Origin of the sequence: Roseateles sp. YR242 (assembly GCF_900109745.1) — a bacterium.
In the GTDB taxonomy this organism is placed as follows: domain Bacteria; phylum Pseudomonadota; class Gammaproteobacteria; order Burkholderiales; family Burkholderiaceae_C; genus Roseateles.
The window spans coordinates 382,067-396,646 of record NZ_FOAV01000003.1 but is presented as its reverse complement, the minus strand read 5'-3'; the positions used below and the strand labels follow the sequence as shown (position 1 = coordinate 396,646).

The 14,580-nt window shown below is 68.0% G+C and carries 12 protein-coding genes; 6 read left to right on the top strand and 6 right to left on the bottom strand.

The window, feature by feature from the left end:
• The first annotated feature begins 257 nt into the window (after positions 1 to 257).
• Together BMY53_RS08925 and BMY53_RS08920 are read left to right on the top strand one after the other, a co-directional pair.
• On the top strand, positions 258 to 2,516 hold the full coding sequence (locus tag BMY53_RS08925; RefSeq protein ID WP_255370115.1) for a sensor domain-containing protein: 2,259 nt from the start codon (positions 258 to 260) through the stop codon (positions 2,514 to 2,516).
• A 62-nt stretch (positions 2,517 to 2,578) separates the two neighbouring features.
• On the top strand, positions 2,579 to 3,319 hold the full coding sequence (locus tag BMY53_RS08920; RefSeq protein WP_143074001.1) for a phosphatase PAP2 family protein: 741 nt from the start codon (positions 2,579 to 2,581) through the stop codon (positions 3,317 to 3,319).
• A gap of 491 nt (positions 3,320 to 3,810) precedes the next feature.
• Here the strand turns inward: BMY53_RS08920 and BMY53_RS08915 are convergent, their stop codons facing one another.
• From BMY53_RS08915 to BMY53_RS08900, 4 genes are all read right to left on the bottom strand, one after another.
• Complete coding sequence (locus BMY53_RS08915; protein ID WP_092945653.1) at positions 3,811 to 4,227, bottom strand: (R)-mandelonitrile lyase; 417 nt, start codon at positions 4,225 to 4,227, stop codon at positions 3,811 to 3,813.
• 25 nt (positions 4,228 to 4,252) lie between these two features.
• Positions 4,253 to 4,900: a carboxymuconolactone decarboxylase family protein gene (locus BMY53_RS08910; RefSeq protein ID WP_255370098.1), complete on the bottom strand. Its 648-nt coding sequence runs from the start codon at positions 4,898 to 4,900 to the stop codon at positions 4,253 to 4,255.
• A gap of 106 nt (positions 4,901 to 5,006) precedes the next feature.
• A complete protein-coding gene (locus BMY53_RS08905; protein ID WP_092945650.1) occupies positions 5,007 to 5,492 on the bottom strand; it encodes a (R)-mandelonitrile lyase in 486 nt (161 codons plus the stop codon).
• Between the two features lie 11 nt (positions 5,493 to 5,503).
• On the bottom strand, positions 5,504 to 6,262 hold the full coding sequence (locus BMY53_RS08900) for an SDR family NAD(P)-dependent oxidoreductase (RefSeq protein ID WP_092945649.1): 759 nt from the start codon (positions 6,260 to 6,262) through the stop codon (positions 5,504 to 5,506).
• Between the two features lie 112 nt (positions 6,263 to 6,374).
• Here BMY53_RS08900 and BMY53_RS08895 point away from each other — a divergent pair, with 112 nt between their 5' ends.
• Positions 6,375 to 7,268: a LysR family transcriptional regulator gene (locus BMY53_RS08895; protein WP_092945648.1), complete on the top strand. Its 894-nt coding sequence runs from the start codon at positions 6,375 to 6,377 to the stop codon at positions 7,266 to 7,268.
• A gap of 96 nt (positions 7,269 to 7,364) precedes the next feature.
• Here BMY53_RS08895 and BMY53_RS08890 read toward each other — a convergent pair whose 3' ends face one another.
• Entirely contained in the window at positions 7,365 to 7,835 is a 471-nt protein-coding gene (locus BMY53_RS08890; protein WP_092945647.1) for an Lrp/AsnC ligand binding domain-containing protein, read from the bottom strand.
• A gap of 112 nt (positions 7,836 to 7,947) precedes the next feature.
• On the opposite strand from BMY53_RS08890, the gene BMY53_RS08885 reads away from it, so the two are divergent.
• Entirely contained in the window at positions 7,948 to 11,538 is a 3,591-nt protein-coding gene (locus BMY53_RS08885) for an L-glutamate gamma-semialdehyde dehydrogenase (protein ID WP_092945646.1), read from the top strand.
• Here BMY53_RS08885 and BMY53_RS25420 read toward each other — a convergent pair.
• Positions 11,486 to 11,950, bottom strand: coding sequence for a hypothetical protein (locus BMY53_RS25420; protein WP_143074000.1), 465 nt, complete (start codon positions 11,948 to 11,950; stop codon positions 11,486 to 11,488). The genes BMY53_RS08885 and BMY53_RS25420 overlap by 53 nt on opposite strands.
• A gap of 169 nt (positions 11,951 to 12,119) precedes the next feature.
• On the opposite strand from BMY53_RS25420, the gene BMY53_RS08880 reads away from it, so the two are divergent.
• Together BMY53_RS08880 and proC are read left to right on the top strand one after the other, a co-directional pair.
• Entirely contained in the window at positions 12,120 to 13,631 is a 1,512-nt protein-coding gene (locus BMY53_RS08880) for an aminotransferase-like domain-containing protein (protein WP_255370097.1), read from the top strand.
• A gap of 113 nt (positions 13,632 to 13,744) precedes the next feature.
• Positions 13,745 to 14,572, top strand: a complete 828-nt coding sequence (gene proC / locus BMY53_RS08875) for a pyrroline-5-carboxylate reductase (protein ID WP_092945644.1) — start codon at positions 13,745 to 13,747, stop codon at positions 14,570 to 14,572.
• Positions 14,573 to 14,580: the final 8 nt, after the last annotated feature.

Genomic DNA, 14,580 nt, shown 5'->3' with positions numbered 1-14,580 from the left:
GCGTACAGAGTCCGCTTAGACAGGCTGAGGGTAACAGCCCAGCTGTAGCAATCTATAAGAGAACGTAAAACGTGTAATCGTGCAGCGAACCGGGCTCGCAGTTTCAGTGACGGTCTGCTAGCGCGGCGTGGTGCCGACCATACTCCGTAGTGGTGAGAGAGAAGGGGAGGGGCTGCCATCCCCCAAAAAAATATAGGTGAACCATGCGTATTCGCCTGAACCGTCGCTGGGGAAGCAGGTGTGTGTCCGTGCCGATCATGAGTGTGCTGCTGCCCGGGTGGGCCGGCAGCGCCGTGGCCGCGCCGTTGAGCCCGGTGCAAACCGTGCTTGCGCCTGAGGGCACGGTGTTCTGGCTCGGTCTGACCTGCGTGGTCGGTGGCGTGGCCATGGGCTGGATGGTGAGTGTGTTCTTCCAGCAGCGCCAGCGCCTGCACCGCCGCCGCGAAGAGCTGCGCCGGGTGCGTCAGGAGCGGGCCCGCCTGAGCGCCTTGCTCAACGCCATCCCGGACCCCCTGTATTTCAAGGACGCCGCTGGCGCCTATGAAGGGTGCAACCCCGCCTTTGAACGCCTGGTCGGCATGACCGAAGGTGAGCTGCTCGGGCGCCGGGACGACCAACTGTTGCGGCCTCCCCAGTGGCATACCGGAGGCGACACGGACCGGGTGTTGACCTGGCGCGTGGATGAGCAGGGCCGTTCCCGCTGCATGGATGTCCAGAGCGCCGAGGTGAGCGACGAGGGCCAGATCCTGGGCCAGGTGGCCATTGCGCGTGACGTCACCGAACTGCAGCGGGCCACCGAGGCCGCTCGGCGTGCCGCGACCGTGTATGAGCACTGCGGCGAAGGCATCATGATGCTGGACGAACAGTTGCGCATCTGCGACGTGAACCCGGCCCTGTGCACCATCACTGGCCACAGCCGCGAAGATTTGCTGGGCACGCGCCCGCTCATGTTGCGCGAGGGCGAGCAGGACCCCGACAAGCTGCGCGCCCTCTGGGCCGAGGTGGAACGCGACGGCAAATGGAGCGGTGAGGTGACCGAACGTCACCGCAATGGCGATGCCATTCCGATGTGGGCCACCTTTGTGAAGGTGCCCGGAGATGCGGCCGGTGCGGGCCAGCCCTCGCAGTTCAGCTACCTGAGCGTGCTGACCGACATCTCGCGCATCAAGATGACCGAGGCGGAGCTGCTGCATCAGTCGCTGCACGACAGCCTGACCGGCCTGCCCAACGCCGCGCTGCTGCGGGACCGCATTGCCCGCCAGATTGGCACCGCGCAGCGCGACCACACCTGTGTGGCCGTTCTCTATATAGATCTGGACGGTTTCCGCGACGTCAACGACATCGCCGGCCATGCCGCTGGCGACCAGGTGCTGCTGACGGCCGCGGCGCGGTTTGTCAACGTGGTGCGCCTGTCCGATTCGGTGGCGCGGGTGGGCGCCGATGAGTTCGTGGTGGTGCTCTCCGGCCTGGTGGATGAAGAGACCGCCATGCGCCTGGGCGACCGTCTCATCCAGGCCATGGACGAACCGATCGTCATCGACCATCACCGCTTCAATGTGGGCGCCAGCGTCGGTCTGGCGCTGTTCCCGGCGGACGGCGTGCAGGTGGATGAACTGCTGCGCAATGCCGAGGTGGCCATGTGCCGGGCCAAGCTGCAGGCGCGGGGCTCGGTGCAGTCCTACCGTCCGGAACTGACGCAGGCGGTGCAGCAGCGTTTTGAGCTGACGCATGCGCTGCGCCAGGCCAATGAGGCGGCGCAGTTCCGTCTCGAATACCAGCCGCAGGTGCGCCTGTCCGATGGCTCGCTCATCGGTGCCGAGGCGCTGTTGCGCTGGCGCCATCCGACCCGCGGCCCGATCTCGCCAGCCGACTTCATTCCGCTGGCCGAGGAAACCGGGCTCATCATTCCCATCGGCCGTTGGGTGCTGGAGCAGGCCTGCGCGCAGGTGACACGTTGGCAGGGGCAGGAGGGCAAGCCCCAGCAGGTGGCCGTGAATGTCTCTGCGCGCCAGCTGCGCCAGCCGGACTTCATCGACACGCTGGACTTCATCCTGGCCGACACCGGCTGCCCGCCCCACGCGCTGGAGCTCGAGGTCACCGAGAGCCTGCTCCTGGAAGATGCCGAACAGGCGATCAGCCTGTTGAGCCGGCTGGCCAAGCGCGGCGTGCGGGTGGCGATCGACGATTTCGGCACCGGTTACTCGTCGCTGGCGTATCTCAAGCGCATGCCGGTGAATACGCTCAAGATTGACCGCAGCTTCGTCAACGAGCTCAGCAGTGACGCCAACGTGGCGGCCATTGCCCGCACCATCATCGTGCTGGCCCGCAGCTTGCAGATGGATGTGCTGGCCGAGGGCGTAGAGACCGAGGAGCAGGCGCAATGGCTGCGCCGCGAGGGTTGCGACTGGGCGCAGGGCTGGTTGTATGGCCGCCCGATGCCGTCCGAGGAGTTTGTGCCCACCGTTCCGCCGGAAGCCTTGCGCCGGCCGCCGCTGAAGCGGCTGCAACTGGCCTGATGGTGTGACGGCGTGCCTCGGTGGGGGTGGCAGGACACGGTAAGCTGCTCGGCTTCCAAGCCTTGCCCCACCGTACGGATCCGATGCTGCTGGCGCCATCCCCTTACCTTCCTTTCTGGCATGTGCTCACCCGGCTGGGTGAAGCGCAAGCCCTCCTGCCGCTGGCCGCCATGGCCATGGCCGGCCTCTGGGCCTGCAAGCGGCAGCGGCTGGTGGTCCGGCGCTGGGTGACTGGCTTCGTGCTGGTCTTTGGCCTGACGCTGCTGTCCAAGGTGGCGTTCATGGGCTGGGAACTGGGTATTGCTTCCTGGGACTTCACCGGCTTTTCCGGCCACGCCGTGTGTGCATCCGCCATCTTCCCGCTGCTGGCCTGGCTGGGCCTGCAGGCGGTCCGCTCGGCCCGGCTGCGGGCGCTGGGGCTGTGCGTGGCCCTGGGCCTGGCGGCGCTCATCGCCTATTCCCGTTTGCCCGTGGGGGCGCATTCGGTTTCCGAAGCGCTGCTGGGGTTCGACCTGGGGGCCGCCGTGGCGCTATTTGCGCTCTGGGAGGCTCGCCCCGGCACCGATGGTGAAACCTCCGTGCGGGTGCTGCGCCGCAGTGCCGGCCTGTCGGTACTGATGGTGGCCCTGCTTTTTGCCGCGCCATGGATCGCGCCACCGCCACGCACCCACCAATGGGTCACCACGCTCAGCCTGGCGCTGTCGGGCCGCGAGCATCCGTACACCCGTCATGAGATGCATCGCCGGGCGGCTGGCCTGGTGGCTTGGGCTCAGACGTCAGCAGCAGCCACTCCCGCGCACTGATCTCCCGCACCTCCAGGCCACGCTGCAACACGTAGCTGGAGTCGAACCAGCTGTGGGCGTCGGTGCCGTGGGGGGCGGCAGGGTCGTTCGACACGGTGTCAACAGCCTGGCTGGCGGGGGACGCGCCCGTCCTGACGGGCCGAGCCATCTGCTGGGGCTGAACCCCGGAGGGGTCTCGCGGCGGTTGGCGCGATGAATCTCGGGATGGGGTTCGTGAAGGGGGGCGGGACAGGTCTCGGGAGGGATCTCGGGAAGTGGTCATGACGTGGAGGCGCAGGCCCCGGCCGTGGTCAGTGGAAGAAGCCTTTCACTGTCCGATGCCTGACCCCGGCCGGGCAGCCCGCTAAGGGGTGGGCTGATGGGGGGAGGGCGCTCCCCCTCATCCCCCCTCGCGCCGTCATTCCACTTTCAACTCATCCGCTGCGGGTGTGTGGTGTCGAGACCCTCCGCTGCGCAGGCTGGCGGGCCCGCCGTTGCCGCGCCGAATCCGTTCATGGCGACGCTTGAGCGGGACCGGCCAGATACTGGGCCTCGGTGACGGGCTCCATCCAGATGACGTTCTTCCCGTCCAGCGCCTCCTGCACCGCGATGTGGGTCATGGCGGTGGTCGGCGAGGCGCCATGCCAATGCTTGTGTCCCGGCGGGCACCAGATCACGTCGCCGGCGCGGATTTCGACAATGGGTTCGCCTTCGCACTGGGTCCAGCCACAGCCGGCGGTCACGATCAGCGTCTGACCCAGCGGATGTGTGTGCCAGTTGGAGCGGGCGCCCGGCTCGAAGGTCACGCTGGCGCAAGAGACGCGTGCCGGCGCCGGTGGGGCGTTCAGCGGGTCGATGCGCACGGTACCGGTGAAAAACTCGGCGGGGCCCTTCTGGGAGGGCTGGGAGCCTGCTCGTTTGAGATGCATGGTGATTCCTTGAACAGGTTGAGGGTTACGGTTTCGTGGCCGCCCAGGTCGGCTGGGCTAGCGCTGCGTTCAGTTGCTGGCTGCTCGCGGTGTCGCCGCTGGCGGATAGCGCATCAGCAAGTTGGCTCAGCTGACCGATGGTCAAGCCGACATGGAGGCTGATGCGGACGTGCGCGAGCAACTGCGATTCAACGCCCGGCAGCGCCGACAAGGCCGCCACCGTGGCCAGTTCGCGGCTGGGCCAGTCGAGGTTGTCTCGGACGAAGATGTCGCCGAACAGGTGGGTCTTCAGGAACCGGTCGATCGCAGGGGCGAACTCGAACAGCGGCCCTTTCACCGGCCCGCCCGCCAGCTGCGTCTGGTTGGCCGTGCCGGCCTCCAGCAGTGCCGGTCCGACGGGAACGGGCCCGGCATCACGTCCGGGCTCATCCCGCAGCCCACGCGCACGGCGCTCGTTCACCACGTTCATCAACTCCCCCAGCGCATTCAATGCACGCGGGAAGCCGGCATAGGCATAGAGCTGCACCAGCACCTCCTTCGTTTCGGCGATGCTCAGGCCGGCATCGAGCCCTCTGTTCACGGCCGCTGACAAGGCGGACATGTGGCCCGAAGCCATGCTGGCCGCGATCGGGCCGATGGCCAGTTGCCTGGCGGAAAGCCTTGAGTCAGTCATCAGAATTCCTGTCGGGTGGGGGGTGGGGGTTGTCGCGGCGGCGCTCCCAGGAATGAGGTCGACAAGCGCCATTCCCAGAAGCGCACGCCGGCGGATACCGCCGACGTCAGGGAGCGAGGTACTGCTCATCGCCGACCTTCTCCAGCCAGTGGACGTTCTGGCCAGCGAGCGTGCCGGTGACGGCCATGTGCGTCATGGCCGTGTTCGGGCCCGCGCCGTGCCAGTGCTTGACGCCGGGCGGGCACCAGACGACATCGCCAGGTCGGATCACTTGGGTTGGCCTGCCCCATTCCTGCACCAGGCCGACACCGGACGTCACCACCAGGTACTGCCCCTTCGGATGGGTGTGCCAGTTCGACCTCGCCCCGGGCTCGAAGGTCACGAGGCTGCCTGACGCATTGATGTCGTTGTTGGCCGCGTACACCGGGTCGATACGCACCTTGCCGGTGAAGAATTCCGCCGGCGCAGGGACTGACGGAGCAGTGCCCGCCAGGGTGATCTGCTGAGCGGGCTGCGCCATGGGCTCTGCAGCCCAGGACGTGTGGATGGAAGCAGCAGCGCACATGAGCGTGACCGTGAGTCTGGGCAGCATGGCGATGGGCCTCAATGGGCGACGAAGCCACCGTCGACCGGCAGCGCAACACCGAGCACCATGCTCGCCGCCGGACTGCACAGCCACAGCACGGCGGCGGCAACCTCTTCCGGGCGGCCGAACCGGCCAATCGGCTGAAGCTTGAGGAACTCCGTCATCGCGGCGGGGTCGATCAGGTCACCCATCGGCGTCTCGATGCAGCCCGGGCACACGGCGTTGACGCGGATGCCTGTGGCGGCAACATCCAACGCGGCGCTCTTGGTCAGGCCGATCACGCCATGCTTGCTCGCGTGGTAAGCGGCGCGACCGGGGAGACCGACCAGGCCCCCAAGGGACGAGCAGTTCACGATGGCGCCGCTGCCCTGCTTCTTCATCTGCAACAGCTCGTGCTTCATGAAGGTCCAGACGCCACGCAGATTGACCGACTGCGTGGCATCAAAACCGTCCAACGTCTCCTCGGACATCTCGCACATGGGGCCCAGGATGCCGGCATTGTTGTAGGCCATGTCCAGCCGGCCGAATTCGGCGACGGTGCGCTCCACGGCCGCCTGGGCCTGCGCCTCTTCACTGACGTCGCAGGCGATGGCGATTACGCGATGGCCTGCGGCCAGCAAGGCGTCCGTAGCGGCCTCGAGCTGGGCTTCGTTGCGATCCACCAGCGTGACCGCAGCGCCGGATTCGGCAAAGGCCCGCGCCGTTGCGAGGCCAAGGCCGGAACTGGCACCGGTCACCAGAGCCACCTGGCCCTTGAAGTCGTAGCGGGGATTCATCGGTTTCTCCATAAAAAAGCTTGCTTGCTTCGGTATGGAGACCAATGTAGGCGGGGGGTGTTCTGGCGACTAGATGCAATAATTCGCATGTACTTGTGAAGGAAATTCATCAATGGCACGCGACCGCCTGGGTGATGTACAGGCCTTTCTGGTGGTGGCCCGTGAGCGCAGCTTCACGCGAGCTGCCGCCCACCTGGGCGTTTCTGCCTCCGCGTTGAGCCACACCATCCGCGGCCTCGAAGAGTCGCTGGGTGTCCGGTTGCTCACGCGCACGACGCGCAGCGTCTCGGTGACTGAAGCCGGCGAACGACTCATGAATTCAGTGGGACCCCGGCTCGCCGAAGTGGATGCAGAGCTCAACGCCGTCAGCGATCTGGCCCAGAAGCCCAAAGGCACGATCCGCATCACCACAACCGATTACGCAGCGGACACGGTGATCTGGCCAAGGCTGGCACCGCTGCTGCGCACCTATCCGGACCTGAAGGTCGACCTCACGGTTGACTACGGTCTGGTCGATGCGGTTGCACAACGCTACGACCTGGGCGTTCGCTCGGGCGACCAAGTGGCCAAGGACATGATTGCGGTGCGCATCGGGCCCGACATGCGCTGGGTGATCGTTGGCTCGCCGGACTATCTGTCGACCATCCCTCTGCCGAAGCAGCCGGAAGACCTGCTGGCCCTCAACTGCATCGCCCTGCGCTTCGCCAGCGGGGGCCTGTATGCGTGGGAGCTCAAGAAAGGCAGGCGCGAGTTGCAGGTCAAGGTGGAAGGGCAGGCCACCTTCAACGGCGCGTACCAGATCCTGAATGCGGCGCTGGCAGGCGTGGGCCTCGCCTTCATGCCGGAAGACATGGCCGCGCCTCATGTCGCGGCGGGGCGGCTGCGATATGTGCTCGAAGACTGGTGCCCGGTGAGTCCCGGCCTGTATGTGTATTACGCGAGCCGCCGTCAACCGTCCCGGGCGCTGTCTCTGATCGTGGACGCGTTGCGCTACACCGGCGGCTGAAGGCGTTTGACCTGCAAGGGGCGAACGCGCCAGACCAGCCTATCAGCAGCCCAGAGGTACGTTGTTGACGCGGCCCATTCGAGCCAGCGCACGCCCCTACAACGGCAACGCCGTCGTGTTCTTCACCTCTTCCATCACCGCATACGTCCTCGTCTCCCGCACCCCCGGCAGCGTCCAGATGGACGAGCCGATGAACTCCCGGTAGGCGGCCATGTCGGACACCCGGGTCTTGAGCAGGTAATCGAATCCACCCGCCACCAGGTGGCATTCCAGGATCTCCGGGCGGGACTGCACCGCGGCCCGGAAGTTGTCCATCACGTCATGCACCGTCCGGTCCAGCAGGATCTCGATGAACACCAGCATGGATGCCCCCAGCTTGGCCGGGTTGAGGCGGGCCTCGTAGCCCAGGATGTAACCCTCCCGCGTCAGGCGCTTCACACGCTCCAGCACCGCCGTGGCGGAGAGATGCACCTCCTCGGCCAGCTTCAGGTTGCTGATGCGCCCGTCGTGCTGCAGGACGCGCAGAATGCGCAGGTCAATCTTGTCCAGGTCGTCTGGCGGGTTCATGCTGGATAAATCTCGGTGAACGTGGCAAGGAACCGAATTTAATCCAGCCCGAGCCTCTCTACAGTCGCGCCACTCACTAATTTGCCCGAGTCTCGCTCCCGAGAGGACACTCATGACCGCCTTTTCCCTGCCCCCGGAAGTCTCACGCCTGCCGGACCCCTATTGCGATGAACTGCCGCTGGTGCAGGAACTGGCCGAACAGTTGAAGCACCTCCAGTGGTCTGCCGTGCTCGAACAGGCCCGTCCGTGGGTGCAGCAGGTGCGCAACAACCCCGCGCCGTTCTGGGCCATGGAGTCCCTGCTGCGGGAATATCCAATCACCAGCGCCGAGGGTCTGGCCCTGATGCGTCTGGCCGAGGCGCTGCTGCGTGTGCCCGATGCGGAGACCGCCATCGCCCTGACCGCCGACCAACTGGGCCGCGCCCATTTCGACGGCAGTTCCGAAGGCCCGCACAAGATGCTCGCCGGCCTGGCCGCCAGCGCCATCTCGCTGTCCAAGAAATTCCTGCCGGATGCTGAATCCGAAGCCGGCCTGCTCAAGCGCCTGGGTGCGCAGACGGTGGTGGCCGCCACGGTGCGCGCCATCCAGTTGCTGGGCCGTCAGTTCGTGCTGGGCCGCAACATCGACGAGGCCATGGCCGAAGCCGACGCCGCCCGCAAGGTCCAGCGCCAGCTGCGTTTTTCTTACGACATGCTGGGCGAGGGCGCCCGCACGGAACGTGATGCCGAACGCTATCAAGCCTCCTACCTGGCCGCGATCGCCGCGCTGGCCGGTGGCCGCCGCGCCGAGTCCCCGGAAGGCAGCGATGGCATCTCCATCAAGCTCTCCGCGCTCTTCTCACGCTACGAGATCCTGCAGCGTGAGCGGGTCTATGCCGAGCTGCTGCCGCGTGTGTGGCAACTGGTCGAGAAGGCCGCACACGCCAACATCAATCTGACCATCGACGCCGAGGAAGTCGACCGCCTGGAGCTCTCGCTGGAGCTGCTGGACGCGCTGGCCGCCCGCATCGCCATCCACTTCCCCGACTGGCGCGGCTTCGGTCTGGCCGTGCAGGCCTACCAGACGCGCGCCCGCGCCGTGGTCGACGAGGTGGCCGCCATTGCCCGCAAGCATGGCCTGCACTTCATGGTGCGCCTGGTCAAGGGCGCCTACTGGGACGGCGAAATCAAGCGCGCCCAGGAACAGGGCCTGCCGACCTATCCGGTCTACACCCACAAGCCTCACACCGATGTGTCGTATCTCGCTTGTGCGCAGGCGCTGCTGCAGCATCACGACGTGATCTACCCGCAGTTCGCCAGCCACAACGCGGGCACCATCGCTGCCATCGTGCAGATGGCCCGGTCGCTGGGCGCGAAATTCGAGATGCAGCGCCTGCACGGCATGGGCGAGGGCGTATACCGCGAAGTACTCAAGGACGGCAGCATTCCCTGCCGCGTATATGCCCCCGTGGGTGAGCACCGCGACTTGCTGGCCTACCTGGTCCGCCGACTGCTGGAGAACGGCGCGAACTCCTCGTTCGTGCATCAGCTGGCCGACCCGTCGGTGGCACCGGAAGCGCTGCTGGGGTCGCCGATGGCGCAGATCCAGCCCCGCACCAGCCTGCCCCTGCCGCTGGACCTGTACCGCGACAGCGCCGGCCGTGGCCGCGACAACTCCTCGGGCCTGGACCTGGCCGTGCCGCAGCAACGCCAGCCTTTGCTGGACGCACTGGCCGCCTGCGAGGTGCCGGTGCTGAGCGAAGCCACGCAAGCGGATGTCGATGCGGCCATGCAGCGTCTCAAGGCCGGCTTCCCGGCCTGGAATGCCACGCCGGTGCCGCAGCGCGCCGCCGCGCTGCGCCGAGCAGCCGATGCGCTCCAGGCGGCCCTGCCGGCCTACTGTGCCCTGCTGGTGAAGGAGGCCCACAAGAGCTTGGGCGACGCGATTTCCGAAGTGCGTGAGGCCATCGACTTCATGCGTTATTACGCCGATGAAGCCGAACGCCTCACCGCGGACGGTGCCCCGCTCAATGGCCGTGGTGTGTTCGTGTGCATCTCGCCCTGGAACTTCCCGCTGGCGATCTTTGCCGGCCAGGTGGTGGCGGCGTTGGCGGCGGGCAATACCGTGGCCGCGAAGCCGGCCGAGCAGACGCCCGCCATCGCCCGCGAATGCGTGGCGCTGCTGCATGCCGCCGGTGTGCCGGCGGACGCCCTGGCCCTGCTGCATGGCCAGGGCGACACCGTGGGCGCGGGGCTGGTGGCGTCGCCGCATACCGCGGGCGTGTGCTTCACCGGCTCCACGCAGGTGGCGCAGATCATCAATCGCCAATTGGCGGCCAAGCCTGGGGCGGGCACCTTGCCGCTGATCGCGGAGACGGGTGGGCTGAACGCCATGATCGTGGACTCCACGGCGCTGCCGGAACAGGTGATCGATGCGGTAGTGCAGTCGGCTTTCCGCAGTGCCGGTCAGCGTTGCTCCGCACTGCGCCTGTTGGCGGTACACGAGGCTGTTGCCGACGGTGTGATCGAGATGCTGCGTGGCGCCGTGCGGGAATTGCGGGTGGGCGACAGCGCCAACCTGGCGACCGATGTGGGCCCGCTGATCGACGACGACGCCTTCCAGGCCATTTCGGGCGAGGTACAGCGTCTCAAGCGCGAAGCCCGGGTCATCGCCGAGTCCGACACCGCAGACAGCGGTGCCCGCCTGCTGCCCCCCATCGCTGTGGAGCTGGGCAGCATCGCCGCGCTCAAGAAGGAAATCTTCGGCCCGGTGCTGCATGTGGTGCGCTGGAGCGGCGATGTCGAAGGCGTCATCGGCCAGATCAATGCGCTGGGTTACGGCCTCACACTGGGCATCCAGACCCGGATCGACAGCCGCGCCCTGCGCCTGGCCGCCGAAGCCCGGATTGGCAATGTCTATGTGAACCGCAACATCATCGGTGCCGTGGTGGGCGTGCAGCCTTTCGGCGGCGAAGGCATGTCCGGGACCGGCCCCAAGGCGGGTGGGCCGCACTACCTGCTGCGTTTCACCGCACCAGTGGTGGCGCCGACGGTGACTGACGAAGCGCCCGCCCTGGCTACCACCACGGCCGTTGCCGACCTGGGCGCGCTGTTCCAGGCACACGATGCCTGGGCTGCCCGGCCCCTGGAACAACGTGCCGCCGCGCTGGAGCGCGCGGCGGCCGGCCAGGGCCCGGAGGTGGCGCAGGCCTGGCGCGACATCGCGCGCACGGCTCGCACCGCGCTGGCCGACCAGGTGCTGCCCGGTCCGACCGGCGAAAGCAATGAGCTGCGCCTGCATGGCCGTGGTGTCATCGCCATCCTGACCCAGGGCCTGCTGCCGCTGGAGCTGGCCCGGTCGCTGGCGGCGGCGCTGGTCGCCGGCAATGCCGTGGCGGTGGTGGGTGAGGGCGACGTGGCGCGTGAGCTGCGCGATGCCCTGCTGCGCGGCGGTGTGGCCGCTGGCACGCTGGCCCTGCTGCCGCCGGACCAGCTCGGCGCGGTGCTGCGCGCGCCGCGCTTGGCGGGCGTGGTGGTGCCCGCGGCCCTGCTGGCTCCGGTGCAGCGCGAGCTGGCCAGCCGTGACGGCGCCATCCTGCCGGTCATCCCGGCCGCCGAGGCCGGCCAGCCGCGCCAGCTCTACCGCTTTGCGGCAGAACAGACGCTGACCATCAACACGGCGGCGGCGGGGGGCAATGCCGCCCTGCTGGCCGGCGTGCACTGAACTCGCACCGACCCGGGCCCGCCGTGAGGCGGACCCAAGCGGCGCGCGGCGCCACCCAGACCTGGCCGCGGGGCAGCGCCCAGGTCTGGCACCAGGCCCGTCCCGCCCAGCCGCGCGGTGCTTCTTCCACGGTCAATGCTCCCCGGTGTACATGCAGCACGGCACCCCGTGCCAGCCATTGAAGCGCGGTCTGGCTCTCCATCAGCACCAGGGGGTGGTGGCTGGCGGCTACCGTCGTGTGGGTCCACAGGCCCGGCTGCGCCGACGAGCCCGCCGCCGCTGATGTATCCGCCGTAGCGGTCTTTGCCGATGCAGGCTTGCCCGACACCACGGCACGGCCCGCAGCGGGACGCGGCTTCAGCCATTGGCGCCAGAAGGCAAGGGGTCGAAAGAGCGGAACAAGGGCGGTCATGCTGGAACCTCGACACAGAACCGTTTCAGTCTCGTGCGACGGCTGGCGCGGCAACAGGTACAGCGCACACCTTTGTTGTCGATAACAGCGCCCTCTTCATCGCTGTTCCGTATGGATTCATGCACGGCTGTTCCGCATGCCCTGCTTTTGGCCGGCGCAGAATCGCGCCATGACTGAACGCACCGCCCTGTCTGCCGCCGCTGCGGCGCCGTCGGCCCCGCCGTTGTACGAGCAGGTGGCGGCGCAGTACCGCCAGGCCATCCAGAAGGGCTTGATGCAACCCGGCAGCCGCATGCCATCGGTGCGGGCGCTGATGGGCCTGCACCGCGTCAGCCTCACCACGGCGCTGCAGGCCTGCCGGCTGCTGGAGAGCCAGGGCCTGCTGCAGGCGCGTCAGCGGGCCGGTTATTTTGTTCGCCCGCTGCGCGCCTTGCGGCTGGCCCGCGCGGCGGAACCCAGCCAGACGCAGGCAGACCCTTCCCAGTTTGTCGGCGTGCATCAGCGGGTGTCGGACATCCTCACCCGTGCCGGCATGGCACAGGTCAAGGTCCATCTGGGCGGCGCGTGTGCGGACCCGACCCTGTACCCGGTCAAGGCGCTGGCCCTGCAGGCCCAGCGCCTGCTGCGCCGCCGCCCCGAGCTGCTGGGCCAGGCGCCGGAACCCCAAGGCCATCCGCTGCTGCGCACGGCGCTGGCACGGCACGCCCTGGACGCCGGCATCCAGCTCGATCCGGCCCAGGTGCTGGTGACCCACGGCTGCACCGAGGCGCTGGGCATCGCCTTGCGGGCGATCACACAGCCCGGCGATACGGTCGCGGTGGAGTCCCCCACCTATTACGGCCTGCTGCAGATCCTGGAGACCCTGGGCCTGCGGGCGCTGGAGATTCCGGCCAGCCCCCACACGGGCCTGTCGCTGCCGGCCCTGCAGGAGGCCGCTGAACGTGAACCCCGGCTCAAGGCGGTGGTGGTGGTGCCCCATCTGCAAAACCCGCTGGGTTCACTGATGCCGGACGACGCCAAGGTCGCGCTGCTGGACTGGTGTGAACAGCGGGACCTCGCACTCATCGAGGACGACACCTACGCCGCACTCGCGGATCAGCCGCAGCGCGCCATCAAGTCCTGGGACCAGACCGGGCGGGTGATCTTCTGTGCGTCCATGCACAAGACGCTGGCCCCTGGCATGCGCATCGGCTGGATGACGGCCGGGCGCTGGCAGCACCGAGTGGAGATCCTCAAATACGCCCAGAGCCGCCCCAATGAAATGCTGGGCCAGGCGGTGGTGGCCGAGTTCCTGGCCGGCGGCCAGATGGACCGGCACCTTCGAACGCTGCGCGCCCGGCTGGCGCAGCAGCGGGAGGCGATGGCCCAGCTGCTGTCCGACCACCTGCCGGCCAGCACGCGGCTGAGTCTGCCCCAGGGCGGCATGAACCTGTGGGTGGAGTTGCCGCCGGGGGTGTCGTCCATGCGGCTGTTCGAGGCGGCATTGGAGAAGGGCGTACGCATTGCGCCGGGGGCCATGTTCTCGAACTCCCTGCGCTTTGACGGTTTCCTGCGCGTCAATGCCGGCTATCTGATGGACGAAGGCCAGCGGCAGGCGGTGGCGACTTTGGGCGAGCTGTGCCAGTCGCTGATGAAACACGGCGACCGCGCGCCAGCCCGGCCGGTGATGGCCGCGCCGTAGGCAAACTCTGCCTGCCGCCCGCGAGCCGAAGCGGGGTCACCGAGGCCCCAAGGCGCTGAGCCGGAGGCTTGCTGGCGGGACACCCTCACGGCGCCACAGCTACACTGCCGCCCATGAGTTCCTGCATCGCATTCATCGGTGGCGGCAACATGGCCAGCGCCATCATCGGCGGCCTGCGCCGTGCCGGCCATCCGGCCGAAGACCTGGTGGTGGTCGAGCCCGTGGCCGCGCAGCGGGAACGCCTGCTGGCCGATTTCGGCGTGAAGGCCCTGGCCGCTGCGGATGCCTCGCTGGCACGGGCCGGCACCGTCGTCTGGGCGGTCAAGCCCCAGCTCTTCCTGGAAGCCGCCGCGCCGGTCGCGCCGCATGTCGGTGCCGCCTTGCAGGTGTCCATCATGGCAGGCCTGCGCACGGATGCCATTGCGGCCGCGACGGGGGCCGCGCGCGTCGTGCGGGGCATGCCCAATACGCCCGCGCTCATTGGGGCCGGCATCACCGGCCTGTTCGCCACTGACGGTCTGACGGAAGCCGACCGCGCCGTGGTCGACCAACTGCTGGCGCCAACGGGCCGCACCTTGTGGGTCCAGCGCGAGTCCGACCTGGACACCGTGACGGCCCTGTCCGGCTCCGGCCCCGCCTATTTCTTCTACCTGGTGGAACACATGGTGGCGGCTGCGCAGTCACTGGGGCTGAGCGAAGCCGAGGGCCGGGAACTGGCGTTGGCCACCTGTGCGGGCGCTGCGGCGCTGGCCCTGCAGTCGGGCGAAGCGCCCGCTCAGCTGCGGGAGAAGGTGACTTCCAAGGGCGGCACCACCCATGCCGCCATCACGATGCTCCAGGCGGACGGCGTGGGGGCTTCCATCCAGCGTGCCGTGGCCGCTGCCCATCGTCGTGCGCAGGAGCTGGGCGACGAGTTCGGCCGTGCGCCCGGAGCAGCCTGACGCTGGAA